17 protein-coding genes are annotated in these 26,338 nt (G+C 38.4%); 10 read left to right on the top strand and 7 right to left on the bottom strand.

Annotated elements, in window-relative coordinates:
* Positions 1-12: 12 nt before the first annotated feature.
* From B9A52_RS17170 to B9A52_RS17200, 7 genes are all read right to left on the bottom strand, one after another.
* Complete coding sequence (locus tag B9A52_RS17170; RefSeq protein ID WP_084121638.1) at positions 13-3,234, bottom strand: Eco57I restriction-modification methylase domain-containing protein; 3,222 nt, start codon at positions 3,232-3,234, stop codon at positions 13-15.
* A complete protein-coding gene (brxC, locus tag B9A52_RS17175; RefSeq protein ID WP_084121639.1) occupies positions 3,234-6,674 on the bottom strand; it encodes a BREX system P-loop protein BrxC in 3,441 nt (1,146 codons plus the stop codon). Before brxC ends, B9A52_RS17170 begins: the two co-directional genes overlap by 1 nt.
* Positions 6,675-6,686: 12 nt before the next feature.
* Positions 6,687-7,232, bottom strand: coding sequence for a BREX protein BrxB domain-containing protein (locus tag B9A52_RS17180; protein ID WP_084121640.1), 546 nt, complete (start codon positions 7,230-7,232; stop codon positions 6,687-6,689).
* A gap of 3 nt (positions 7,233-7,235) precedes the next feature.
* Positions 7,236-7,970, bottom strand: coding sequence for a hypothetical protein (locus B9A52_RS17185; protein WP_084121641.1), 735 nt, complete (start codon positions 7,968-7,970; stop codon positions 7,236-7,238).
* A 204-nt stretch (positions 7,971-8,174) separates the two neighbouring features.
* Positions 8,175-9,419 (bottom strand): hypothetical protein, encoded by a 1,245-nt coding sequence (locus B9A52_RS17190; protein ID WP_084121642.1) that lies wholly within the window; start codon positions 9,417-9,419, stop codon positions 8,175-8,177.
* A 13-nt stretch (positions 9,420-9,432) separates the two neighbouring features.
* Positions 9,433-11,184: a DUF6119 family protein gene (locus B9A52_RS17195; RefSeq protein ID WP_084121643.1), complete on the bottom strand. Its 1,752-nt coding sequence runs from the start codon at positions 11,182-11,184 to the stop codon at positions 9,433-9,435.
* A gap of 144 nt (positions 11,185-11,328) precedes the next feature.
* Positions 11,329-11,994 (bottom strand): hypothetical protein, encoded by a 666-nt coding sequence (locus B9A52_RS17200; RefSeq protein WP_157370203.1) that lies wholly within the window; start codon positions 11,992-11,994, stop codon positions 11,329-11,331.
* A 315-nt stretch (positions 11,995-12,309) separates the two neighbouring features.
* Here B9A52_RS17200 and B9A52_RS17205 point away from each other — a divergent pair, with 315 nt between their 5' ends.
* From B9A52_RS17205 to B9A52_RS17250, 10 genes are all read left to right on the top strand, one after another.
* On the top strand, positions 12,310-14,532 hold the full coding sequence (locus B9A52_RS17205) for a DEAD/DEAH box helicase (protein ID WP_084121645.1): 2,223 nt from the start codon (positions 12,310-12,312) through the stop codon (positions 14,530-14,532).
* 832 nt (positions 14,533-15,364) lie between these two features.
* Positions 15,365-16,666 (top strand): L-fuconate dehydratase, encoded by a 1,302-nt coding sequence (locus tag B9A52_RS17210; protein ID WP_084121646.1) that lies wholly within the window; start codon positions 15,365-15,367, stop codon positions 16,664-16,666.
* 109 nt (positions 16,667-16,775) lie between these two features.
* Positions 16,776-17,534, top strand: coding sequence for a (Fe-S)-binding protein (locus tag B9A52_RS17215; RefSeq protein ID WP_084121647.1), 759 nt, complete (start codon positions 16,776-16,778; stop codon positions 17,532-17,534).
* A complete protein-coding gene (locus tag B9A52_RS17220) occupies positions 17,531-18,889 on the top strand; it encodes a lactate utilization protein B (protein ID WP_084121648.1) in 1,359 nt (452 codons plus the stop codon). The genes B9A52_RS17215 and B9A52_RS17220 overlap by 4 nt, the downstream gene beginning before the upstream one ends.
* Positions 18,865-19,446, top strand: coding sequence for a LutC/YkgG family protein (locus B9A52_RS17225; RefSeq protein WP_231955277.1), 582 nt, complete (start codon positions 18,865-18,867; stop codon positions 19,444-19,446). Before B9A52_RS17220 ends, B9A52_RS17225 begins: the two co-directional genes overlap by 25 nt.
* Positions 19,447-19,953: 507 nt before the next feature.
* Positions 19,954-20,628: a 3-keto-disaccharide hydrolase gene (locus tag B9A52_RS17230; RefSeq protein ID WP_231955281.1), complete on the top strand. Its 675-nt coding sequence runs from the start codon at positions 19,954-19,956 to the stop codon at positions 20,626-20,628.
* A 43-nt stretch (positions 20,629-20,671) separates the two neighbouring features.
* On the top strand, positions 20,672-23,821 hold the full coding sequence (locus tag B9A52_RS17235; RefSeq protein ID WP_084121650.1) for a DUF7133 domain-containing protein: 3,150 nt from the start codon (positions 20,672-20,674) through the stop codon (positions 23,819-23,821).
* 57 nt (positions 23,822-23,878) lie between these two features.
* Positions 23,879-24,130 (top strand): Dabb family protein, encoded by a 252-nt coding sequence (locus B9A52_RS17240; RefSeq protein WP_231955288.1) that lies wholly within the window; start codon positions 23,879-23,881, stop codon positions 24,128-24,130.
* 32 nt (positions 24,131-24,162) lie between these two features.
* Complete coding sequence (locus B9A52_RS17245) at positions 24,163-25,374, top strand: Tm-1-like ATP-binding domain-containing protein (protein WP_231955290.1); 1,212 nt, start codon at positions 24,163-24,165, stop codon at positions 25,372-25,374.
* Between the two features lie 59 nt (positions 25,375-25,433).
* Entirely contained in the window at positions 25,434-26,297 is an 864-nt protein-coding gene (locus tag B9A52_RS17250) for a phosphoenolpyruvate hydrolase family protein (protein WP_084121652.1), read from the top strand.
* Positions 26,298-26,338 lie beyond the last annotated feature (41 nt).

Raw genomic sequence — 26,338 nt, forward strand, 5'->3', positions numbered from 1 at the left:
ATCATTTACTCTTTAAATTCCTCTAGCTTTCCTCTTCTCCTCCAAACTCAAATGCAAATCATTGTTCCTTTCTTCTCCCCATGGTGCGCCGGGAGGGTTTTTACCTCTGTCTTTGCCCCATTTGATATTGGGTTTCTTACGAAGGATACCAGCTTCTATAAAGGGGCGGATATTCAGTCTTACTCCATCATTCAGGTCAGGTTCCCAACCTATGGGCTGTTCTGAGAGGGGCTTCCAGCGGACAAAGATGTCATAAGGCTTCTCTCCCTCCAGGATCAGTTCCAACGATTCCTTGAGCTTTAGGGCAGCACTAAGTAAACCATCTGCACCGCTTTCTCCCGTTTTCTTCTTGGATTCGCACATGCGGATCCAGTCACCGAGATAGGTATAGATCAGTTTGGATAAGTTGTTCTTGGTCAGCTTGTGGTAATTTACCAAAGCAGAGAAGCCATCCTTTCTACCGTCCCAGATATGCCAGACAAAGGGTCGGTTATTGAACACCTTACAATGCTGTACAAAAAACTCATCCCGAAGCCAGTTTTCAAGATTCTTGGAAGTAGCTCCTTCTTGTTCCAGTAGTTGGTTAAGGGTATTGATTTCATACTGTTCTCCCCATACCGCTTGGATATATTCCCTTAGTCGATCTGCTCCTGCAGCTTCTCCATTCACTGAAGGAATGCAGAAAATGCCATCCTCATCACTCAGGTGGTCAAATGCTTGAATCTCCTGAATCAGCTCTCTTGCTTTAGGATCCAATTCCATCTCGGTATCTGATTCTGCCGGCCAGCGATATCCGAGAATTCGTGAAACAGCCACCAGAATTGGGTTTTCAGAAATCTGAGGATGTCCATGAAACAACCACTGAGTGGAATCATCAGAATAGGGTAGAGGAAGGCCATCAGGATATTTTTCTTTCGCAACTTTCTGCCAATGCTCAAAGTCAAAGGGGACTTTTACTAAAGTAGCATTTGTAACTGCCAATGATTTATCAATATTTCTCACTTCCTTATTGTACTCAGGAGAACTGCAGAAGGCAAAAATGGGAAGTAAATCAGATTCAACTTTAGGTACAATTACTCCAATATTGTTATCATATAAATCGCCTTGGTAAATTGATGTAGATAGAGTTCCCATTTGGTTTACAACAATACCCTTTTTTCCATAAGATTGATTATCAACGCCGGGTCTAAGCATTCCCATACCTTTAGTTGACCAATTTACAACAAAAGTTTTTCCTGCATAAAAGCTTGGTTGATTTACTGTAGATTGCAAAAAAAGCCAATTTTTTTCTAGTCTATTTAATTCCCAGAAATTTCTGAACCAAAAATCTTTGTCTCCACTAACTACACCTCTTTTTGAAATTGCATATTCATCCAAAAGTCGGACATTAGAAAGTTCATTAAGTACGATTCTTGAATTAGGATTAATTAGTTGAAGGTTTTGATTTAGTTTTTTGAAAACGGATTTCCTTAAAAGTTCATTTTTATTTTCTATCGATGATTCCGAAATATCAAGTGCTATAAACTTATGGTTTTCAATCATCACTTGATTAAAAATTGAAATTAGAACTGGCTTAACAACCTCTCCAGTAATTTGAGAAAAGGCCCCTGGACCAAGAAAAACTAGTGAACTTATACTTTTTCTTTTTAAAATTTCTTTTCTAAATTTTTCATACATTCCTAAAAACAACCAGTTTTGAGGGCTGACGGTGGCAAATAGTCCATTTTTTGAACAGATTTTGATCGACCTTTCAATGAATACAGTTGATAGATCCATTTTACTATCAGCATATTCTTTTTCAAAAAATTCTTTTAGTAAATCTCCTTGCTTTTTGAATCCTAAATATGGAACATTAGTTATTATTAGCTTATATTTATTTGATAAAATTAAACCTGCTTTGGCCATTCCAGCAGCCATAACCCCCCGTTCAAGTTGTTCACCCTGAAATTCCGAATGAAATGCCCTTTCCAAAACAGGTTGTAAAAGATCAAAACTTGCTGTGAAAGCATCAGCTTCTATTGTCATCGGGTCTAATAATGAACCAAGTTCTGGGGCAAGTTGGAAATGCCTATACAATTGACGCATGCCATTTTCCATTCTTAATTGGTCATCTCGGTTTACTTTCCCAACCAATTTAACCCAGTCTTCTTCCTTACCTTTAGGAGCAATACCGCTACAGGCCAAATTCATTTCAGGAAGTTCTTTAAAATGACCACAGAATTTCCAAGCAGTCAGGGCCAGGTTAAAGGCCGCAATCTGCGTACAGCGAGGGTCAATCTCCAGTCCATGTAGGTTTTCACGAATTACGCTGTCTGTAGCCTCTTCTTTACTGAGACCTTCTTCATGCATCCTCAGCTTGGCGAAGATGGGAAACAGAGAAACTACAAAGTGTCCCGAACCCATGCAGGGATCCAAGGAAGTGACTTCTGCGGTCTTATCCGGCCAGCCTTCAAACTTCCCTGCTGCAGGAGAGCCATCTTCCAAATACCTCAGGTATTCAAACTTGACAGGAGGTTCCACTCCAGGATTTCTACTGACCCACCAAGCACCCAAGGTATTGTCGATCAGAAAGTCCACCATATACTGTTCCGTAAAGAGTTGGGTGACCGCAGGGAGCTTTTCTCCATCGATTTTATCTCCGGATTTATTGATTCTATCTTTTTCCTCACTTTGCCAGTACTGATAGACCCATCCCAAGGCATCATCTGCTTGGAAAGTGTTGTCTTCTAAAGCTGATATGATTTCTTCCAGTTCTATGCGGTCATTGCTGGCGAAGTGTACCTGCATCACAGGATCGGAGGGTCTGAAAATTGCCGGTAGCATCAGGGAGGCATAGTGCATGGCTGTTTCCCATTTGTTGGCATGGCCTTCTTCTGCTGCCAATTCCTCACAGTCCATCAAGGTGACCGCTACGCCATCAGGATGCATCAGCAGGTTGTTGACTTCCAGAAACTTGGCGAAAAGCATCTTGTGCCAGGTCTCGTAGGCCAGTTCATAAGAAAGCTTATGGATCGTTTGTCCACCCGACTGATCCTGGATATCTCCCAATAATCTTCCTTTTTGACGCAGTCTGTTTCTGAGGTTTCGCTGCTCAGGACTCATATGGCCAAAAGGTTCTGTCTGATCCACTGCCAAGCTTCTCAGGGCATTATCAGAACCTTTTTGGGCACTTTCTCTTGCTTTACTGACTGCTTTTTCTAAGGTGCTTCTTTGGGAAGAGGAGAGTACGGACATTATTTCAAGATAATAGATGAGGAATTTGCTAAAAGATTTTCAAGCTCTGATTTCAAATCAGTGATATACTGTTCCAATTCAGCCTGATTATTGATCGTACGCTTGGGCAGGTGAAAACTTGTCGCTTTCGGGGCAGATAATTCAATGGCCTCATTTAAAGCTGCATCGAACTGTCCCTGTAAGGCGGAAATTTTGGTTTTCCAATTGTCCAGGGAAATTTTCTGCAATTGAAAGGCAAGGTTATAAGCATCATGAATCCTGATCTCATATTTGGTCAGGAGCTGATTTTTCATCAGAATGCTATTCTTTTGTTCAGGTAAAAGTTTTTTGAAGTATTCATTTTCCTGAAGGACAATCATTCTTTCCTGACGCTGATTCAGGTATTTTTCTACCACCTCGTTCAGTTTATTGCCAAGCTTTTCGGTCAATTGGGTCAGGATAGGTTGTATAGGGTCAGGTTCTTGAAACAATAACCTGTTGTCCCTGATCGCATCGATTTCGGTGACAATCATCCCGAAGTCAGGGCTATCGGGACAAAGTTTTTTAAGATCGTTCAAGTTTTCCCAGTCCGGTTCTCTATCCCTAAGAATCTCCTCCTTCTTGGTCCAATCTTTGTATTTTTCACTTAGTTCATCTTTATGGTTGAGCATATCCAATAGGCGTTCGTTACCTTCTTTGTTGGAAATATCCTTGATAAAGTTGGTGTTGATTCTTTCCGGCTTGGGTGCTTCTCCCGAAATGTGCTCTGCAAGAACTTTCAACTTATCCAAGAACTCATTGGAATATGGGAAAATATCCTGATTTGGTGGGCAGTTGATTCCTGCCTCCTGCAAGAGTCGCCTTATAGAGATTTTTTGTGTTGCCGTAAGGGTATGGATTTCCTTTTTAAAGGTGGCCTGATTGATCGTACCTGTTTTGAGGTCACTTTCACTAGAAGATATATGCTCAGTCCTTTTTAAGCTTACCAAAATGGTATCAATCGCATCCTGACTCCATCCATAAGGCGCAATGCTGAAATGATTACGGATTTCCCTACCCGTCTTGGATTGATTACCGATAAAGTTCAGGATTCCCAAAGCCACAGGATGGTTCACCGGTTCGCCTTTATACCCAATCGCTTCCAAGGCATCAGGACTTCCTGCAATGGCTTTTGTCAAAGCCCTGCCCCAATTGGCATGATCTGCTTTGTTTTTGAATTCGGGAAACTGCCTGTCAGCTATGGCATGTAGCGCACTTTCTATATTTTCTCGTATAGCCCCGACATCAGCTTTGCTGCCACCGGCCAAAAGGATGGTGGATTCCCTGCAGATTTTTTCTATTAGTTCCTGTATATTGTTCAGTGCCATTCCTTTCCGCGTTTCCATACTCCGCATTACCTGCTGACCTTCAATGGTATTGGGAATGCCCATAAAGTCCAAAGTCTGCTTGGCTGCTAGGAAATTGACAATGGCTGCTCTGAGTTCAGGATCTCTTTGCTTGGCCACATAGGCATAGGCGAGGGGAGTATCATTTCCCTGCGCCCTGATTTCAGACATCAGCGTGGACTCGTTGGTGTACCAGCCATCTTTGATCCAGAGGTGAAGCTTTTCCTCCCGATTTGGCATGGATTCCTTATCCCAAAGTTCAAAGTTCCGTGCTGCCTTAGAAACACCATGTGAAATAATGATGGACTTGGTTTTATCTTTGAAATAGGCCAGGATTTTTTCTTTTCGGAGGTTATGGATCTGGTCTTCCCCGGAATTGGAAATCTTGATATGGTGCTTTCTGAACTCCTGTTCCCAATTGGCACCGGCCTTGGTCTGAAGTCTGTACTCATCTTCGATGGGCATCAGGAATTTTTCTTCCACCAATTTCTGGATCAATTCCTTGACTTTGTTTCTGAATCCATCAGAATTGGAATTCAGATCATCAATCAATAGCTCGGTAATGTGTGAGTCATTGGCTTTCAAACCAGTGTCTTTGATTTCGTTGGTCAGCTTCTCTATAAGGAAAACAGCACTCAGAATTCTTCCTTCCAGGAGTCCATCTCCGTCTTGTGATTTTTTGCTTTGGATCAGGTTGTTGGTATCCGAGAGTAATAGTCCTGATTGGATCAGTTGGGTCTGGTTTTGATTGAATATAAAGTCAGCAGGTACGATTTTACCCACCTCCTCATCGGCAACATGTTTTAAGCTTTCATCAATAATCCGGAGCTGATTTCTCAGCATACCGGTAGTACCTGCTGTATCAATCACTTTCAATAACCTGTTCCAAAACTTCCTTGTTGATGGAAGTATAGGATAATCTGCTACCAAAACATCCTTGTCATCACTGTCGTAGCCAAAATCTGTTCCTGAGAGGTTTCTCGAAACCTCACCCAGGGATTCTTCCAGTTTCTTTTTGATTTCTGAGACAGCAGAAGGCTTTTTCTCCAGAATGGTTTTGCGGATTACTTTTTGAATATCCGTATCTGTCAGTTGAATTGGCACCCTAAATCTGGCCATCAGTTTTTGAAGGGTAGGCGTGTCCTGAAGGGCATTCTGTCCTGTCCCGACAAACAGGAATTTATTATCAAATCTTGAGCATAAATCTTCTGCCAAAAACTGGACAGCATTGGCCAGATCACCATCGGTTCCAATAAACTGCTGAACCTCATCCAGCACAATCAATGTACATGGGATTTTGTCACCGTATTTCAGCGGAAGGATTTCTTCTCTGATGGTTCTTATAAAATTCTCTCTTGAGATCGATTCTACTCTTGGATATTGAGCTCTGAATATTTCCCTCACCTGTGCTTCCGAACTTGCAAAATCAGGTTTGATTTCTAAAATGGCTTTGGCTAATGGTGTAGATACAAAAAGGTTTTCAACTTCTTTTCTAAAAACCCTGCCCTGTGATTCGATTTTATGTTTGAGTTCGTCATGGATACCTTCCTCAATCGTCCAATGAACAAATTTGAAATGATGGTACTGCTGAGGCAATTCCAATGCACTGAGCATGATCTGCAAAAAGGAATAGCTGATGTCTTTGGAAGGAAAATCCCTCAAAGTACCTGAAATGGAAAGCTTACCATAGATTTTCTGCTTTCTGTCAATCTCAGTAAGGAGGTCTTTGATTTCGGTAGGAAGTGGCTTGATGGTCCTGGCAGTAGCTCCGTTTGGAAATTCAAAATCATCCCATAGATAACTTGCCATTTTGACCAAATGCGACTTACCCGAACCAAAGAAACCTGAAACCCAAAAGGCAGGAATGTTGATATCTTTCTTTTCGAAATTCGATAAGTAAGTCTCAAAAATCTTTTTCAAGCCATCATGGTATTCCCCTTCGCAAACAAAGGTTTTCAACTCATATTCAGCTATTGCCAGATCATCAGATTCCAGCAATGTTTTGATTTTGGCCACCCCATCGTTTTTGATGTTGATCTCTGTGGGGTTTAAATTAAAAAGGTCTTTATTCTTCATCTTAAATAATCGTTAAATGGTTATGGGCCTTGCCAGATAATCCCATCCGTCTCTGGCATCCAGTAATCTATATTGGTTGTTTTCAAATTCACCTGGAAAGAATATCAATAGCCTGCCCTTGAAGTCTCTGTCACAGTTTTTGAGGATTTCTGATAGCCTGGCAAATCCAAATAAGGAAGATACATCCAGTATGGCTATCAGCGTATCAGAATCCTGCTCAATGGATTCCAGTTTCTTCTTCAGGAATTGGATGGCAAAAGGAATGAACTCCGCCTCCAACTGATCCACTATATATTCTGGGTTGGTAAAATACGCATCCCGGTAGTCATGATTGCTCATCCACTCCGGAAAGCAATCTTTCAAGGAAATGGCCTGCCACTTTTTACCTGCTCTTAGCGTGGATGTTTCAAATTCCCCCATCCGAAGACTTACTTTCCGCTGCTCGGCAGGATCATACACCAGAAACCAGATTCTTTCCTGTCCCGAAAGCGTAGCGTTAAAAGGTTCATTGACCACCTTATCGAATTCCTGTATCAGTTGATCTATTTTGGCTATCATGATTTATTCTTTGATATTCAATTTGGACAATAGTTGTGGAAAAGCAAATGAAGTCACACTTCCCCCATATTGATATTGCAGCAAGTCCTGCTTAGCAGCTTCTATGGCCAGTTCTCTGAGACTGCTTTCTCCCAGACACAGCGATTTGACTATAGGATTGTTCATAATATACTCCCCCCGGTCACCCTGCAGGAATGCCAACAGAAAAGCGAAAGCTGCCACTTTGTAAGTAATGTTAGGTTGGACCCGGATGTTTTTGGTTTTGCCTTCGATATATCCAGCCTGTTTCCAGGAGCTGGCGAGGTTTTTACCGATGGAGTGGGAGGTAACCGCTGAATACTTATTGGGGTAAAATTTCTCCAGATTCTCTTTGAATGCCTCGACTGAGACTTTATCACCAAGGGGAGTTTGACTGATTACATCAGCGCTTTCAAATAGGAGGTAATCCTGACCAAAGGCGAAAAGAAAAACCAATAGTGGCTTTTCTGACTGATCACTGATATTCCAGAAATATTTGAAGGCCTTAAAATTGGAAGCTTCAGGATCAAAGGTGTAAATCCTCAACAAAAAATTGGAAGTCTGTTTGATCCCATCCGCCGACTTTTTGCCAAATACATTGGACTCCATTGCTTTGGTATATTCATCTGTCTCAAGGGCAAAGTCCATTACCTTTTCCAGTTCCTGAAACATGATGGTCCTATGGACATGAACAGTCTTTTTTTTATTTTTTTTCTTCATTTGGTATTACTCACATTTTCCATCACTTTTCTCCATGGAAGCATCAAAAGCTTCAATAAGCTGAAATTTAGGCCATAAGCTTTTTCTACTCGGCCCTTTTTAAATAATTGAACTAAAACAGTTAGGCGAAAAACTGTTTATTAAGCAAGATAGTAAAATATGGGAAATAGGGGATGGTTAGTGACAGGAATGGTCGGGGAAAGATTAATCGTCAATTATCTTTGCATTTAATCCCCAACTATCACTAATCACTTTGAATGGACAGGGAACAGTCCTTTTCCATTGTTGTTCATCACAGCATTCATCAACTAGATCGTTTTCTTCAATACAAATGGCGAACATCGAACAGACTTTTCTATCTACTTTGGATTTAAATAATCGCTCTATTACAACATGTTGTGCCATAAAGTCTACAAATTCTATTGCAGGATTTTCCCCTTCCCCAGAAAAGTGTAAACACCCATCACTTGTTCTAATAGAAGGTATACCAAATTGATTTATAAGAAATTGAAGCTTTTCAATATTACCAATTTCTTGATTAATAAGGATTTCAAGAAATGTAATCCCCTCAGATGAAAACATACAGTCAATGTTTTCAAAAAGTTTATTGAAATGATCAATTTTCCCAGTTGAGTGCAAATCCAAAAGAAGCCTAAATTCTTTAAGAACTTCCTTGAAATATTCTTTAAGGGGTACATCTTTCTTTAATTTTCCAGTGACTGAAGTGGTTTTAAAAAAATTTCTATATATCTCTCTGGCGCTCAAATAAAAATCTTTTTTTGAATCTAAAATTAACTTGTAGAAGGTTAAACCCGGATTGTTACTGAACAAAGAAAGGTACAGGTATACAAAAATTTTTTGCCTTTCATTGATTAAACATGGATTGATCTTACTTACAATTAAATCTGCTGTATCATATGGTATATTAAATGCCTCGGCAGCACTATCAAACTCTAATTGAAACATTCTAGCCATACTCTCTTTTACACATATTCCACCAAAAACGATTGACTTTGGCTTATGATCATTATTTATAAACTCGATTTCTACAATTGAGTGAAGATCACCAAGTAGGTTTCGTGAAACTACTTTAACATCATAATTTTCATATTTCACATTCTCTGATATTTTTGTTCCATCGTAGAAGTCAAATTGCTGTTTTCCTTTCTTAAGTCGTTCGGATAAAAAATCTAATTTTAGTGGTATTGAAATTGATGAAGATTTTGAAAAATAATCCTTTGTTTCAAAAAGGAATTGGTAATAGAAAATTCCATGTTTTAAACCATAAAGTGTAGTTAGGTTTTGAAGAAAATGAAGGTATTCATGTGCAAACGTACCAAGATCTAAAGGTTGCATTTTACTAATATCTTCATAAAATTTGCCATCAAAGTAGACAGAAAAAAAATTTGGATTATAAAATCCCCTGATTGTATCTTCTTGGTTTATCATTCCTTAGTAGTACCTATTCTCTATTTATTTCAACAAATTTTAATGGATAACTATTGGTATTCATTTCTTTTGAAGCACTAATCACGCAAAATTTTGCAATGTTTGATTCAAAATTTTTAATGTTTTCGACAACATTTGAATTTCTCCTTATAGGACAGAATGCCATTACGTATTCAAGATTTCTATTAAAATAGGATAGAAATGTCTCTTCTGACAAACTTCTTGTATTGTTCTCACTATCATTGAACCTTTGATAAACTTCTTTAATAAAATTCTTATGGGTTTTAAGATCATTCGAGAGTCTATTCGCTGATATAAGAATCTGATTTTCAACGTCCCTGATTTTCGCATCAAATCCATCTTTTACATGAATTAAGAAGACAGTAGTTTCTGTTACATAAAGTAAATCACATAACTCTATATTTTGACCCAACATTTTGTCCAAAACTAAAAAGTTATCTTCTTCCAAATACTTCAAATTATATTGACCTTCAGTCTCATTTTGTAAATTCCATGACAAAGACAATGGATTATTTTCCCATAGCTTTGTCTTGAGGATTCCTTGGCATTCTCTATTTATAGACTCAATAAAATCACCTTTTGCCAGATACCATTTGTTATCAAGGTAGAAATAGTATTTTCCAACATACTCAATTTCACAGGTGAGGTGGGAAATGAAAGTTGATTTGGTTTCTTCAATCCCGCCCTTGAATCCTCTAATTTGAATCCCCCATAAAATTGTATTAAACTCAAATTGATTAAGGTCTCCATGATCAAACCTGATCTTTTTCAGAACTTCTTCATAGATCAAACCTTTATCGGTAACTGTTACAAATGGGGTTTTATGGTTCTTATAAAAAGCTTGAAAAGTATCACTCTCATAAAACTTAATTAGTTTCTGAGGATGTATAAAATCAAAATCCAGCAACGCGGCAGATCCTTGGCTTAACCTTACTGCATCATTCAATATTTGCTCACTCAATTGTGGTATTAGTGTTTCTTCACATAATTTCCAATCTTTTACCTTTTCAAATCGACTCAAAGGTATTCTGACAGTGGCATTTTGAAGTGCATTGATGCATTCCAAAAGTAAGTGGGTTTCACTGAAAGAAAACTTCTTTTTGAGCCAGAATGAATTCCCTATTTCAATAAAAACTTTTTCTTCTTCAGCGTAGGCAACAAAATCAAAAACCGAATCCAGAACTTCTTTTCTAAGAACCATGAGGATTTTATCCGGAATTCTACCCAAACTTAGGGAATCAACCAATCTTTGCTGTTCCTTGAAGGTTGATAGTTGCGCAGTTAAATTCCCCGTTAAGGATCTGGAAGAAATAGAATAAACAATATCGTTCTCCGGTTCAGCAAACTTTTCATAAATCTCCAGTCCAAATGAATGATTGATAAATCTTTTAATAGCCGCAATCCCTTTACCTCCGATTGTACAAAAAAGTTTATTCTCTAATTCTGCAAAAAGAACAAATGATGTGATTTGAACTGTAAATGGTTTTTCACCCGTCAATTCTTCAGGTAAGAAACTCTTCCAAGGAGAAATGGCTTCTTCTTCATTGTAAACATAGAGTCTATAGGTGATTTCGTCTAGAGTGAGGGATGTTAAGTTCTCATCTGAACTTACAGGGTTTTGGGCGTTTTGCTTATGATAATCTATAATAAAATCGATTTTTGCTTCTATGGAACTCAAACTTCTCAACTCAAAAAAGTTTTGATCAATCTGGTAAATTTTGATGTTGTGTTCTTGTTCGATCATTGGTTCTTTTGAAAAAACTCATTGCTATTCTTCATAATATAAATTTGGTGAAAATCAGCTACTTTACTCATTGAGAATCCATGCATTTTTGAAGAGAAACTCAGTATATCAGCTGGTTTCAGTATTGAAGGTAATTTTTCGTATTCATAAATGTCCAAGTAGGGAGGTCTTTAAACCGATTCCAAAACCCCACCACAATTTTTTGTTATATATATATTCTCGACCTTCTTTCGTGGTCGCAAAATCAAAACCTGCGGGGATTAAGGTGAATGCTATATCATTGTAGGAATAAGTCAAACTTATTCCGGTAAAAATAAAAAGTTGCTTGTTTTCAATCTTGACTTTATTGTTGGTATTGAGTGGGGTAAGTGTTTCAATTGAAGGCCCAAAGATAAATCCTGCACTGAAAAAATGTGAGGATTTTTTATCATTTACAAAATACCTATCCAATCTTTTATTATAAACCCCAAAATTAACACCTGCATTTGTCAGACCTGAAAAAGCACTTTGTGGTACATCGCTAAATGATGGTCTAACTTTTATGGGAACAGTTATAACAGAAAAATGGGAAAAACAAGAAGTTGTCCAAACACCCAATCCTTCATTTCTCTTTAGAATAATATTATGGGACACAATTGTATCATTATCATTAGGATCATATGAATTTATCTTTAATGTATCTAGGCTTGATTTGACGTCAATAATCCATAATTTTTTATCTTTAAATTCTTCAATGGTTAAGATGGGACTTTGACCATACGATATTGTTGAAACTAGAATTAACATTAGTAACGTGCTTGATAATTTCATATGATTATTTTTTAAATTGTTGATGAATAAAAATTACTTAATGGTTCTAACTATTCTCCAGGTTCAAAAACTGATTTCAAGAATCAACTTAAATAAAGCCATATTTACTTAAGTCATTTATATCTTAGAATTTTCTTTGGAATTTCACAAACATATAAAAATACCATTTTTCAAAAAATACCGTGAACAGGGTATTTTTACTACTTGATGGATTTATTTTAGGAATTCGGAGGGGAGAATTCCACATTTCATTTTATCTTAGAAATAACTTTTTTATTTTAAACCATAGAGATAAAGATTATTAAAAATATACTGATGTTAGGCCACCAGACTTTTACCGTAAGAAAACACTCCCAAAATTCGACAAGGGTAGAGCACCTAAACGGGAATCACTATTGGACTACCAAGAAGTTTGATGTTCCTGAAAACACAAAGATTTCATTATTTGTAAGTGAGCTAAATTCAGATAATAAAACAATCAAGGCTGAATGGGCCATGGATTATCTCTATAGGGAAGGTCAGACAAGAAATTTCAAGGTCTCTAGCATCACCAAAGATGAAATCAGACTTAAAGGACTCACAGGTGATAACCATACTATTCCCAATGGACCTGATTACAGTTACCCCTTTGTGGAGTCGGATATGGGTAAAATAATTGCTTTGCCCATCAAAAAGATTTTCAACCACAACAACTTACTTGAATTTGATATTAACGGATTTGTAGACTTAGGAAAAGCAATCGTACCCTATTACATCAACACCGATCTTAGGCAATACCAGATCAAAGCCAAAGTAGAAATATACGATAAATGGAAAAAAGGTTTGAAGAGCGTCTTGCTTCAAATGCCAACGGGTACCGGAAAGACAAGATTGTTTTGCTCCATGGTCAGGGAGTTTCATATTGCTTCCCATAAAGATGACATTAGACGGGTCTTGTTGGTGGCGCACAGAGAGGAACTTATCCTTCAGATCAGAGACACCCTTACCAAGAATTTTGGACTGAAAGCAGGGATCATCAAAAACGGATACGAAGAAGAGCCTAAAATCCCCATACAGATTGCCTCAATCCAGACATTGAAAAACAGAGAGCTTACAAGAATCCCTTCTCTTGTAATCATAGATGAAGCCCATCATGCCAAAGCAGAAACCTACCTTGAGCTTTGGAAGAGGTTTCCTGAAGCCTATTTCCTGGGAGTGACAGCAACACCTTACAGGTTAACAGGGGAGGGCTTCACGGATTTGTTTGATGCATTGATCACCACACCTTCTATCAGTCAATTTACAGAGGATGGATTTTTGGCACCTATAAAATATTATGCCGTGAAAGAGAAGCGGAAATTTCTTTCCCTTGTGGGCATGAAAGGTGGGGATTACAAAGAAAGTGACCTTGAGGAATTTCTGGATACAGAGAAAAGCAGAAATATATTGGTGAGGACTTACCAGGAATTGGCAGAAGGGAAAAAAGGGTTGGTCTATTGCGTGACAAAGAAGCACAGCAAGTTTGTCAAGGAAGCATATAGTAATGCAGGGATTCCTGCTGAGCACATTGACGGTGATACACCACCTGAAATCCGAAAAGAAATTATATCCAGATTCATCAAAGGGCATATCAAAGTACTCTGTAATGTTGACATTTTTTCCGAGGGATTTGATTGCCCTGACATAGAGTTTGTACAACTGGCAAGACCTACAAAATCACTGTCCAAATACCTGCAACAGATAGGCAGGTGTACAAGGACGCATGCATCCAAAGGGTACGGGATCATTCTGGATAATGTGGGGAACCAACTTGAAAATGGAATTTTCAACCATGAATGGGACTGGGATTACTATTTCAGAGGTTATGCTGTCGATGTAATGGATAGTGAAACTCTTGGCTTTGGAAATGGCAGGAGAGAGTGGGTAATAGAAGATGAGGATGATAACCTGGAACTGATCCTTGATCCGGGGATAGAAGAAGCAGACCCAGAAAAGCAGTATAAGGAAAATTTTGAAATCAGTTTTCACCACTTCCTGGATCAGGACCTTAAAACGAGATACAAAAAAATACAGGCTATTGGATACAGTGATGAAGAAGTTATGAAAGTCCTCAAACTGCTTCACCCGCTTCAATTTGATTATGCAGAATCCCACTTTATGAAATACCAAAAATGTAAATCAGAACTGGAGAAACTTAAAAATCAAAGAGTAGAGTTTGAACAGGAAATCATCAAAAGGAAAATTGAAATTTCAGAGTCTGATGCTTCAAAGATTGAGAAAGATATCCTTTCTGAATTCCCCAATCTTCAGTCTGTCTATTCAAAATTAAAAGAAGCGGGCATATTAAATGAATCTGACATCGAAGGTATCCTAAAACTCAAAATGAAAAATGAATATGATACTTTTCTAAAACGGACAGAAGAGGCAAAAAGTGGTCAGCCTCAGCTTCAGGAGCTTCTGGATGAATTATCTGAAAAGATAGAAATGGTAGATGAAGAGATGGTCAAACTGAATGATAGAATATTTCAAATGGTAGAGCCGTTGTTGGTGGAGAAGTAGGAGGAGTTAAATTTAGTTTAAACTTCCCTAGAACAGATTGATACTTTATCATAACCATACCTTTTCCAACATTAAACCTCAGCAAGAGTTTACACTCTAAGGCATGCAATGCACATTAGAGCTGTAGGTATCCGGTATCTTGACCAATCATTGACCAATCAATTTTCATTGAAACACCATTTTCCCTTCAATAATTTTTTTGGTATTGGAGCTAGAGCATCTCGCCTGAGACCAGATTTAACTGCCGTATTGAGTAGTTTCAAATTAAATTTTATATATTATGTTCTCATTTTTAACCATGTGCGGTTTGGCGAAAGTAATCGAGTCAACAGCAGGAATATTCAATTGAAAGACATATCATCCAAAACCATTTCGTACCTCCTACTGCCAATAACCTAAATTCCGATTGGCATGTCTATGTTGGTTTCGGTCAGGAACAACCCCACCCATGAAAAATGCTGGTTTCAGATTCGTTTTGTTTGGGTTATTTGTAGCTTTTTTGAGTTGTATTGATTTTTATATTCTAGGGTAAAGATTCTGCCAGGTATAACCTTTCCATTATAAAGGATGGACTTTCTTAATTTAATAGAATTACAGATTTAATAAGTTAATGATATTACAAAAAGACACAACAAAAGTAAAAATTGAACCCAAAATCATTATTGGCCAATTAAATAAACTGATAGAGCGACCCAAATAAATGCTTAAAAAAAATCTGCTTTTCAATCTATATGATGAAGATTGCAAAAATAATACTGATTTTAGTTGTTTTTATTGTAGTACAAACAGTGGCCTTAAGTTACTTTTGGCTTATCAAATTATTATTTAATCTATGACAACTACAATTATAACGGATGTATTGGTAAAAGATATCCGTTTTCCAACAAGTAAGACTTTTGACGGATCCGATGCCATGAACCCAGATCCTGATTATTCAGCAGCATATGTTATCTTAAAGACAAATCATCCTCAAAATCTGGAAGGCCATGGACTATGTTTCACCATTGGCAGAGGTAATGAATTGTGTGTAGCTGCAATTAAGTCATTATCTACTTTAGTAATTGGCAAATCATTGGAATCTTTCACCTATGATATGGGCGCATTTTGGAAAATGATTTCTGGAGATAGCCAATTTCGTTGGTTAGGACCTGAAAAAGGTGTTATTCATTTAGCAACTGCTGCAATTGTCAATGCAGTTTGGGATTTATACGCTAAAAAAGAATCCAAACCCCTTTGGAGATTATTATCTGATATGACTCCGGAAGAGCTTGTTAGGTGTATAGACTTTACTTATATAACTGATGTAATTACTGCTGAAGAAGCCCTAATCCATCTTAAGAAACTGGAAAATTCAAAACAAAGTAGGATAGATAAATTGTTTGAAGAAGGTTATCCTGCTTATACAACATCTGCAGGTTGGTTGGGCTATTCGGATGATAAAATGAGATCTCTTTGCAGAGAGGCAAAAGAAACGGGGTTTAACCATTTAAAAATTAAAGTGGGCAGCGATATTTTTGATGATATCCGAAGGGCAAATATAATTAGAGAAGAGTTAGGGCCTAACGTTCACTTGATGATGGACGCCAACCAAAAATGGGAAGTAGATGAAGCAATTCACAATATGAAAGAGTTGTCACGATTCAATCCTTATTGGATTGAAGAACCAACCAGCCCAGATGATATTTTAGGTCATGCAAAAATTGCAAAAGCCGTATATCCAATATTAGTAGCTACAGGAGAACATTGTCATAACAGGGTAATGTTCAAGCAGTTTCTTCAAGCAAATTCTATTGGGATTTGCCAAATTGATAGTTGTAGACTTGGTGGGGTAAATGAAGTTTTGAGTGTTTTATTAATGGCCGCAAAATTTAACATTCCAGTTTGTCCACATGCAGGAGGAGTTGGGCTATGTGAACATGTGCAACATCTATCTATGATTGATTATATTGCTATAAGTGGTACCAAGGAAAATAGAATTATAGAATATGTTGATAACCTGCATGAACACTTCAATGATCCGGTTATTATAAAAAATGGGTCATATATGCCTCCATTGAACCCGGGATATAGTATATCTATGAAGGAAGAAACCCTGAAAAATTTCAGTTTTCCAGATGGTGAAATATGGAATTAGGAATAAAAAGTCGTTTTGAAAATTATGCACGATTTTAAAGGACTATTAAATTTAGAAATCTCATTTTCTTGAATTCAATTGTCATACAATAGAATTTTCAAAATTTCATATGCACAAATCCTATTCAAATATCGCCCTATTTATCCCATGCTACGTCGACCTATTCTACCCCAAGGTAGCCATTGCTACACTGGAACTCTTGGAAAAGTTGGGCTGTCAGGTAACCTATCCCTTGGCGCAAACCTGTTGTGGACAGCCCATGTCCAACGCGGGATATGAAAGAGACACGGTTGGCACAACCAAAAACTTTTTAAATACATTTAAAGACTTTGATTATATAGTGGCCCCATCGGGTTCCTGCGTACTGCATGTGAAAGATCATTCACCATCCATTCCCTGTTTGGAATCTGAACAGTACGCTACACAACACAAAATCTACGAGTTGACGGAATTTATCACCGATATTTTAAAGATCGACTCTATCCGGGGAATTTATCCCCATAAGATTGGCTACCATGCTTCCTGCCATGGACAGCGAGGACTGAGATTGGCGGCTGCAAGCGAACTGCATGAAACCCCATTCAACAAAGCCCGGCAACTCCTGCAGCAGCTTGAAGGCTTGGAATGGGTGGAGTTGACAAGAAAAGATGAATGTTGTGGCTTTGGGGGGACTTTTGCTGTGACAGAGGAGGCCCTTTCCATTCAAATGGGCAAAGACAGACTGGTTGACCATATCAGCAATGGTGTGGAAATATTGACCGGTGGTGACATGTCCTGCATCATGCACCTGCAGGGAATTGCTTCAAGAAACAACCAAAATATCCAATTTAAACACATTGCAGAAATACTAAACGAAGCCATCTCATGAACCACCCACAGGAAGCCGCGGAATTTTTGAAGGATGCTGCCAATGCCAAATGGCATGATGATACCCTTTGGTTTGTCCGGGACAAGCGGGATAAAATCAGTAAATCCGTGCCAGAATGGGAAGCACTCAGAGAACTGGCCTCCCAGATCAAGGACAATGTGCTGGCCAATTTGGAAACCTACCTGGTTGAGCTTGAAAAAAAAGCAATAGCAAATAACATCCACGTACATTGGGCGAAGGATGCCGAAGAACACAATCAAATTGTTTTGGACATCCTGCAGCAAAATCAATGCAAAGCCATTGTCAAAAGCAAATCCATTCTCACAGAGGAATGTCATCTTAATCCCTTTTTGGAAAAAAACGGTATCGAGGTAGTGGATACTGATTTGGGAGAAAGGATAGTCCAGTTTCTCAACCAACCCCCCAGTCATATCGTGTTGCCAGCCATCCACTTGAAAAAAATGGCCATTTCGGATATTTTCCATGAAAAACTCCTTACTGAAAAAGGCAATGATGACCCCTATTACCTGACACAGGCAGCAAGGAAGCATCTGAGGGAAAAGTTTTTGGCCGCCAAAGTAGCTATTACCGGAGTGAATTTTGGAGTGGCCGAAACTGGTGAGTTTGTAGTCTGCACCAATGAAGGCAATGCCGATATGGGTGTGCACTTGGCAGATGTCCATATTGCCTGTATGGGAATAGAAAAAATCATCCCCAAAAGGGAACATCTGGGGGTATTCCTCAGGTTATTGGCCCGTTCTGCGACAGGTCAATCCGTCACCAATTACAATTCCCATTTCAGGAGTCCTTCTCCGGGAAAAGAAATCCATATCGTCTTGGTGGACAACGGACGCACCGAACAATTGGGCCGTGAAAAATTCAGAAATTCACTTAAATGCATCCGTTGCGGAGCCTGTATGAACACCTGCCCGATCTACAGGCGAAGTGGGGGGTTCAGTTACGGAAGTACTGTTCCAGGCCCAATCGGCTCTATACTTTCCCCCGGAATCGATTTACAAAAGCACAGTTCTTTGCCTTTCGCTTCCACTCTGTGCGGTTCCTGTTCTGATGTCTGCCCGGTCAAGATCAATATCCATGAACAGCTTTACGAATGGCGGCAGGAAATCACCAAAGCACAAGGTATCAATGCCAAGAGTATTTCCATGAGTATTGCCAATGGGATTTTTGCAGTACCTTTTGCCTATAAAATCAGTGCCGGCATGATGCGGGGGGCTTTGAAATTTCTTCCCGACAATATCACCTACTCAGGTTTAAATACATGGGGAAAACAGCGGGATCTGCCTGAATTGCCCAAAGAAACCTTCAAAGAATGGTACAAGAAAAATCGAAAATGAACAGCAGGGAGCAAATATTATCCAAAATCAAAACTATACCAAGGGAGAAAAGATCACTGCCGGAAATCCCCGCTTTTTCTTTGGAAGGAGACCTGATTAAATTGTTCACCCAATCCATTCAGGCCAATAAAGGAGAGATAGTGGGCGAAGGAGAATTGGCCGATATCATTGCACAAAACAACTTCAATAAAATACTCTCCTTAGCTGCCCCTTTTGAAGAATTCTCCAATACCGACTTACCTGCTGATCCACATCAATTGAAAGGTTTGGATTTGGCCATTGTTGAAGGTCAGTTTGGGGTAGCTGAGAACGGGGCCATTTGGTTGGCAGATGAAAACATGGGTTTGAGGGCCTTGCCATTTATCACCGAACATCTGGTAATAGTATTGGAAAAAAAATCCCTGCTTGCCAATATGCACGAAGCCTATAAAAAGATAGGGCTGACCCATTCCGGTTTCGGTCTTTTTATAGCCGGCCCTTCAAAGACAGCGGATATAGAGCAGTCTTTGGTAATCGGGGCACATGGGGCGAAGAGTCTGAGGGTGGTTTTGGTATAGCAGTAAAAGAAAAAATTTCTTAATCCATTTTTTAAAATATCCCTTTACTCAAAGAAGAGAAGAAAGCTTTCTAGAAACAAGGCGGTATATTTTTTTATAAGTTTGGACCGATTTCAATATTAATCTTTCAGCTATCATTTGGGCATTCATTTGTATAATATCAAAACCAACAATAAATCAAAAATCTGATTTTAAAAGTAATTGTTGTCCGGAATCTCAACACGAAAAGGTTAGGAAAAAAAATTTGACCTTCGGATATTTTTTTGCAATAAAATGATTGTATTTTAAAAATCTAAAGGGAGTTTCAGGATGTGAAAATTGGATAAAAATTTAAAAGATCCACTGTTTAATTACCAAGTTTTTAAGAATGTTTTTGTTAAAAAACCACAATTTAGGTTTCAAAAAAATTCAAAAGGCAAAATTAGTATTAAGAATTGGTGAAATTCAGGTAGTTCTGATAAAGTCCATCTGTTAATTTTACTGATAGCAAAAACTCAAAATAACAAAATGATGAACTCAATAAAAAAGCTTCATTACAGAATCATATTAATCTTTATCATAGTATTCACATGTAGCTTATTGAACGTTTCTGGACAACACTTTAAGAATACTATTTCCATTTTCAACAACAATTCTTTGAATGGCTGGAATGTTCATCCTTCAAGTTCTAAAGATCTTTGGAAAGTTGAAAAGGGTATAATTGTAGGTGGAGATGGTGTTAGGAAAATAGAGGAGAACAATTACTTATATACAGAGGAAATTTACGGTGATTTTGAATTTAGGTGTCTTTTCAGACTGACCGGAGATGCTGGCACAGGTTTAATAAATAGTGGAATACAATACCGATCAAATATAATTGACAAAAATATGGTTGGATATCAAGCTGATATTGGGACTGGATATTGGGGAGATATTTATGATGAACACAGACGCGGAAAGCTGGTGGGAGGTGATTTAGAAACTTTAAAGCATATTCTTTCAGAGACCGGGTGGAATAGTTACACTATCAGGTGTAAAGGAGACTTTCATGAGATATTTATCAATGGTGTAAAGACTTGTGAGTATGAAGAAAAAAATCCAGATATCCCTAAAAGTGGATTGATTGGAATTCAATTACATAGTGGAGGAAATGCAAAAATTGAATTTCGGGATTTAACTATCACCTATATAAGTGAAAATTGAAGATTTCTATTTAAAATATTAACATCACTTCATATTAAGAAAAATGAAAGTAAATAGAAAAATAACATTTGTTTCCATTCTTATAATTACATTTCCATTATTTTTTTATTGTAGCTCTCCTTCGCAAGATCAAAAAGTTAACGGATCTAATCAAGATGGTGCTTTGACTCCTGAGCAACAGCTGGAAAGTTTTAAATTACCTGAAGGATTTATAATTGAACTAGTAGCAAGTGAAAGGGATGGAATAATTAACCCAATAGATTTGACATTTGATGAATCTGGAAGATTGTGGACACAAACAGCTTCCATGTACCCCTTAGATCCGATTTCGGATATTAAATGGAACGACTTATTGGATCTTATGAATGACCCTGATGCACAAAAAAACCATCCTGAGTTTAAAAGAATATCAAAACTTTATAAAGGTGAAACTAAAGGAGATGATAAAATACTAATCCTTTCCAATCTTTTTGATGATTCCCCTATAAACGTTAATGTTTGGGCTGATGGCCTAACAATACCCCAAAGTATTCTTCCTTTTAAAAACGGTGCATTTGTTGCACAAGGCTCAGAACTTTTCCTGCTTCAAGACACAAATAATGATGGGAAGGCGGATAAAAGAATTCCCTATTTTACGGGTTTTGGCTTTACTGATACCCATACCATGGCACATACCCTAATCAGGGCTCCAGGGAATTGGATTCATTTCAGTCATGGGGCATTAAATAAAGGAAAAGTTACAGCCTTACAAAGTGATTTAAAACTAAGAATAGATTACAGTAAAATAGCACGGTTCTTAACTTCCGGAACAAAAATGGAAATTGTGAATTCAGGATTAAATAATATATGGGGCTATCAATTACGTCACAATGGTCAATGGTATGGTACTGAAGCAAATGATTTTGGTTATTCAGTAGTTCCAATGGAATCCGGAACAAGTTTTCCCGGAATAGGTAATGAAAAAATCCGCCCCTATCAACCTTGGTTGCCTCCCTTTCATGAATTTAGAGTTGGGGGAACAGGACTTTCCGGATTAGCTTTTGCAGATGACTTATCAGGATCTTTTCCTGAAGAATGGAAAGATGTCGCTTTTTTGGCCAATCCAATTACCGGAACAATTAATTCTGTAAAAATTACAAGAAATTCTGACGGTAGTTACAGTTCAAAACACCTTGAAGATCTATTGGTTTCTGAGGACCCATGGTTTCGTCCAGTCAATATGGAGTTCGGGCCAGATGGTTCTCTTTACATTGCAGATTGGTATAACAAGATTGTGTCCCATAATGAGGTCCCCACCACCCATCCGGAAAGAGATAAATCGCATGGTAGAATATGGAGGATTCGGCATGTAACCCAGAAAAAAAGAGAAATTCCAGATTTCAGAATGATGAAAACCGAAGATTTGGTGGAGCATCTTAAGTCTCCTTCTCTTTGGGCAAAAAGGTCTGCATGGCAGCAAATATCCGATCGTCTAATCTCTGAAACCACAAAATTATCACCAAGCTTAATCCATCTTGCAAGTGACTCATCAATGGATGAAATAACGCGAATTCATGCACTTTGGAGTCTTGAAGGAATCAATCATTATGATGAAAAATTGATGGATGACCTGATCCAAGACCCAATGGATAATTTAAGGCGTGAAGCCATACGATCTCTTGTTACTTTTAATTTAAGTCCTGCTGAAGCAGCCAATAAATTGATGGTTCTGATTGAAGATTCTAATTCTCTAATCAGGTCTCAGGTGTTACGGACTTTATCAGAAATCGGCAATGCAGTTCCCGAAACCATTGAAATTTTGCTTTTAGCCTGTAAACCTGAATTAATGGGAAGCCAGATGGGGGGGGGATATGAAAGGCGATTCGAACGCTATCTGTCCAGAAAGGCATTGGAAAATTATGCTTTGGAGTTAGAGAAGTTTTTGAATTCACCAGCAGCTTCAAAAATTCCCACCACAAATAAAATCTGGGCGACACAGGCTTTACCTAAGGGAAAGAAAGAACAGTTTTTTCTTAGCCTCTGGCCATCTGCTTCTATTTCTGAACTGGATGAGACTCACTTCATAATTGTCGCCCAAATGTTGGGAAATAAAGAAATCCAGGAAATGGTCAGGCCATATTTCTCCAACCTGAATCAAGCCTCAAATTATGTCAGCTATGCTATCCAAAACCAAGCGCTGATCCAATCTGAGATACTTACTGATTTGCTAAAAAAACCTATATCGCACCTCTTAAACCAAGATTCTGAACTTGACAAAAACTTAGGTTTAGATGCTATAAGTAGATTTAAAATAAGATATTCTAACAACTCATTAAGTTCATTGATTAATAAAAACCTATCGGAAAAAACATTAAACCTTTTAATCAAAGCACTTGAAGTAGACTTAAATGCCAATCAACAATACTTTTTTCAAATATTCCAAATTGAAGATTTTAGTTTTAGCAATCGAGCATTGGCATTAAATAATTTTTCCAAATCGAACCCCACAGAAGGAGAAAAAGAATTAATAAAATGGATTCCAACCAAAGATCAATTTGAAAAAAGGGAAATAGTTAATTTATTCTCCGGCTCTAACCAAGGTGCCGAAATTTTAAAAAAATTATTTGAAACTAACCTATTGGAAATTTCAACATTTGATAAATCATCAGCTGAACAGATTAAAAGTTACAATCCATCTGACCCTATCGGTACCAAAATATTAAATACGATTTATGAAATTGAAGAAAGCGATAGGAAATTATTGAATGAAAAAATTCTAGCTTATAAAAATATAGTAAATAACAATGAAGGAAGTGTATCAAAAGGTAAAGTTCTATTCGAAACTTGCCTCATGTGCCATAAAGTTGGGAATATAGGATATGATTTTGCACCTGCTTTAGATGGTTCAGCCAACCGGGACCTAGATGCCCTTCTAACTGCAATTCTGGATCCTGATGCGGCTGTAGAATCGAATTATGCAATGTATAGGGTCACTAAAAAAGATTTACAAAATATTGAAGGCTACCTTGTGAAAAAGGAGGACTCAGGAACTACTATTGGGTTCATGGGGGGGAATAAAATTTTCATTAATGCGGAAGACATCAAAAGCCAAGGTTACCTAGGGGGTCGTTCCTTTATGAATAAAGGCTTAATTGATAACCTTTCAGAAGAGGAAATAGCTGATTTGTTTGCGTTTATAAGAACTTTAAAATAAAATTTAATTGATATGGTAAGACATTTTGGCGTATTTAAATTCAAAAAAAATATTTCAATGGAGGAAATTGATGAATGTTTTCTTTCAATGAATAAAATGGTAGGACAAATTCCGGGATTATTAGACATGGAATATGGGCCCTATAATGGCAATGAGGGATTAAATGAAGATTTTACTCACGGTTTTATCATGACTTTTGATTCTGAGGAATCCAGAGATGAATATCTGCCTCATCCCATTCATGAAGAAGTTAAACTCTTGGTTGTTCCAAAACTTGAAAAAGTTATCGTTTTTGATATAGTTGTTTAATGATGATGACTCAAAATGATAAGTCTATTCTAATGATTGGGTGCTTTGACACCAAAGAAGAAAACTTCAACTTTCTTAGGCAATGCATTGTATCTCATGGGGAAAGTGTAATTTCAATGAATACTGGAATTTTTGGATCCACATCACTTTTTCCTGTTGAATTAGATTCAGAATTAGTTGCAGCTGAAGCTGGTGAATCTATTGAAGATTTAAGAAAAAAAGCTGACCGAGGTCATGCAGTTGATATAATAGGTAAAGGTGCTGGAAAATTGCTTTCCAGATTATTTACCGAAGGAAAAATCAAGGCAGTTATTGGTATGGGCGGCGGCGGCGGGACTTATATAGCACTAGCAGCGATGGAACCTTTGCCCATTGGCTTTCCTAAACTCTGTATTTCCACATTAGCGTCCAAGGATGTCACGCGACAAGTTGGTATGAAGGACATACTTTTGATGCCCTCAGTGGTTGATGTAGCCGGCCTGAACAGGATCAGCCGTCTCATTATGCGGAACGCTGCAGCTGCTGTTTCCGGAATGGCAAAGGTGAATCTGAAAACTGATGAAAAATCTTTGGGAACTATAGCTATCAGCATGTTTGGCAACACAACTGCCTGTGTGAACGAATGCACAAAACTTTTGGAAGCAAAAGGATATGAAGTTATGGCATTCCATGCCAACGGGCTCGGGGGAAATGCTATGGAAACCCTGATAAGGGAAGATTGCTTTGTTGGAATTTTAGACATCACTACCACTGAGTTGGCCGATGAACTATGCGGGGGCATCTGCAGTGCAGGTCCCGGGCGTCTCACTGCTGCCGTTGAAATGGGGATACCCCAAGTGGTGGTGCCCGGTTGTCTGGACATGGTCAACTTTGCCCACCCGGACACCGTTCCGGAGCAATACAGGGAACGACAGCTTTACAGCTGGGCGCCTGATGTCACTTTAATGAGAACTGATAGGCAGGAAAATATGGAATTGGCAAAAATGATTGCCCAAAGGTTAAATCAATCTACCGTACCAGCCACAGTATTGCTACCCCTTAAGGGACTTTCCCAAATTGATGCGGATGGGGGTGTTTTCCATGAACCTGAGATCAACAGGGTTCTATTCGACACCTTAAAACAGCATTTAAAGCCGCATGTAAATATCGTAGAGATTGATGCCAATATCAATGAAAAAAAAATTTCCGAATCCGCAGTCCATCTTTTGTTGGAAAATATGGAAATACAGAATCAAATGGCATAAAATAGATATCCGTAGGAATTAAAATAAGAATTTATCTAAACTCAAATAAAAAAATAATTATGGCAAATCCATGGACAGGTAGGGGGAATCCCTACACAAGGCAGGAAGTTAGGGACAGATTACAAACGGTGGTAGATCAGAAATCCGCCATTATTGCAGCAGGGGCCGGTACTGGTATTAGTGCTAAATTTATTGAAAAAGGAGGCGCAGATCTTATCATTATTTATAACTCTGGAAGATTTAGAATGTCTGGGCATGGTTCAACTGCTGGGTTAATGGCCTATGGTGATGCAAATGCGGTTGCCATGGAAATCGGCGAATTCGAGGTACTTCCGGTGGTGGAGGAAATACCAGTCATCTGCGGGGTACACGGTTCCGATCCGCGCCGGAGAATTTGGCACCATTTGTTGAAGGTGAAGGAAATGGGTTTTTCGGGAATCAACAATTTCCCGACGCACTGCATCGTGGATGGGCATTTCAGACAGGTGTTGGAAGAAACGGGTATGGGCTTTGAAAAGGAGGTTGAAATGGTCAGGATAGCCAACAAAATGGATTTGTTCTCTATTGTGTATGTGGCCACGCCTGAGGAAGCAGTGCAAATGGCAAATGCCGGTGCTGATGCCATCATTACCCATGTGGGTACAACCGTAGGCGGCTCGGTAGGGGTGACAGGAGCTAGCTGCACCATGGAAGATGCCATCGAAAGAACAAACAGGATCATTGAAGCCGCAAAAAAAGTAAACCCCAAAGTATTTTTTCTGACCCATGGGGGTCCCATCAATACTCCTGAGGATGTGCGGAAAATTCTGGATAAAACCAATGCCCATGGATTTGTGGGGGCGTCCTCCCTGGAAAGAATGGGCGTGGAAAAATCCCTGACCGATTTGACAAGGGAGTTCAAAAAATTGACTATACAAAAATAAACCTAATATATTAATGAATTTGCTAAATCGACAAAGTAAGA

Source organism: Aquiflexum balticum DSM 16537 (genome assembly GCF_900176595.1).
Lineage (GTDB): Bacteria > Bacteroidota > Bacteroidia > Cytophagales > Cyclobacteriaceae > Aquiflexum > Aquiflexum balticum.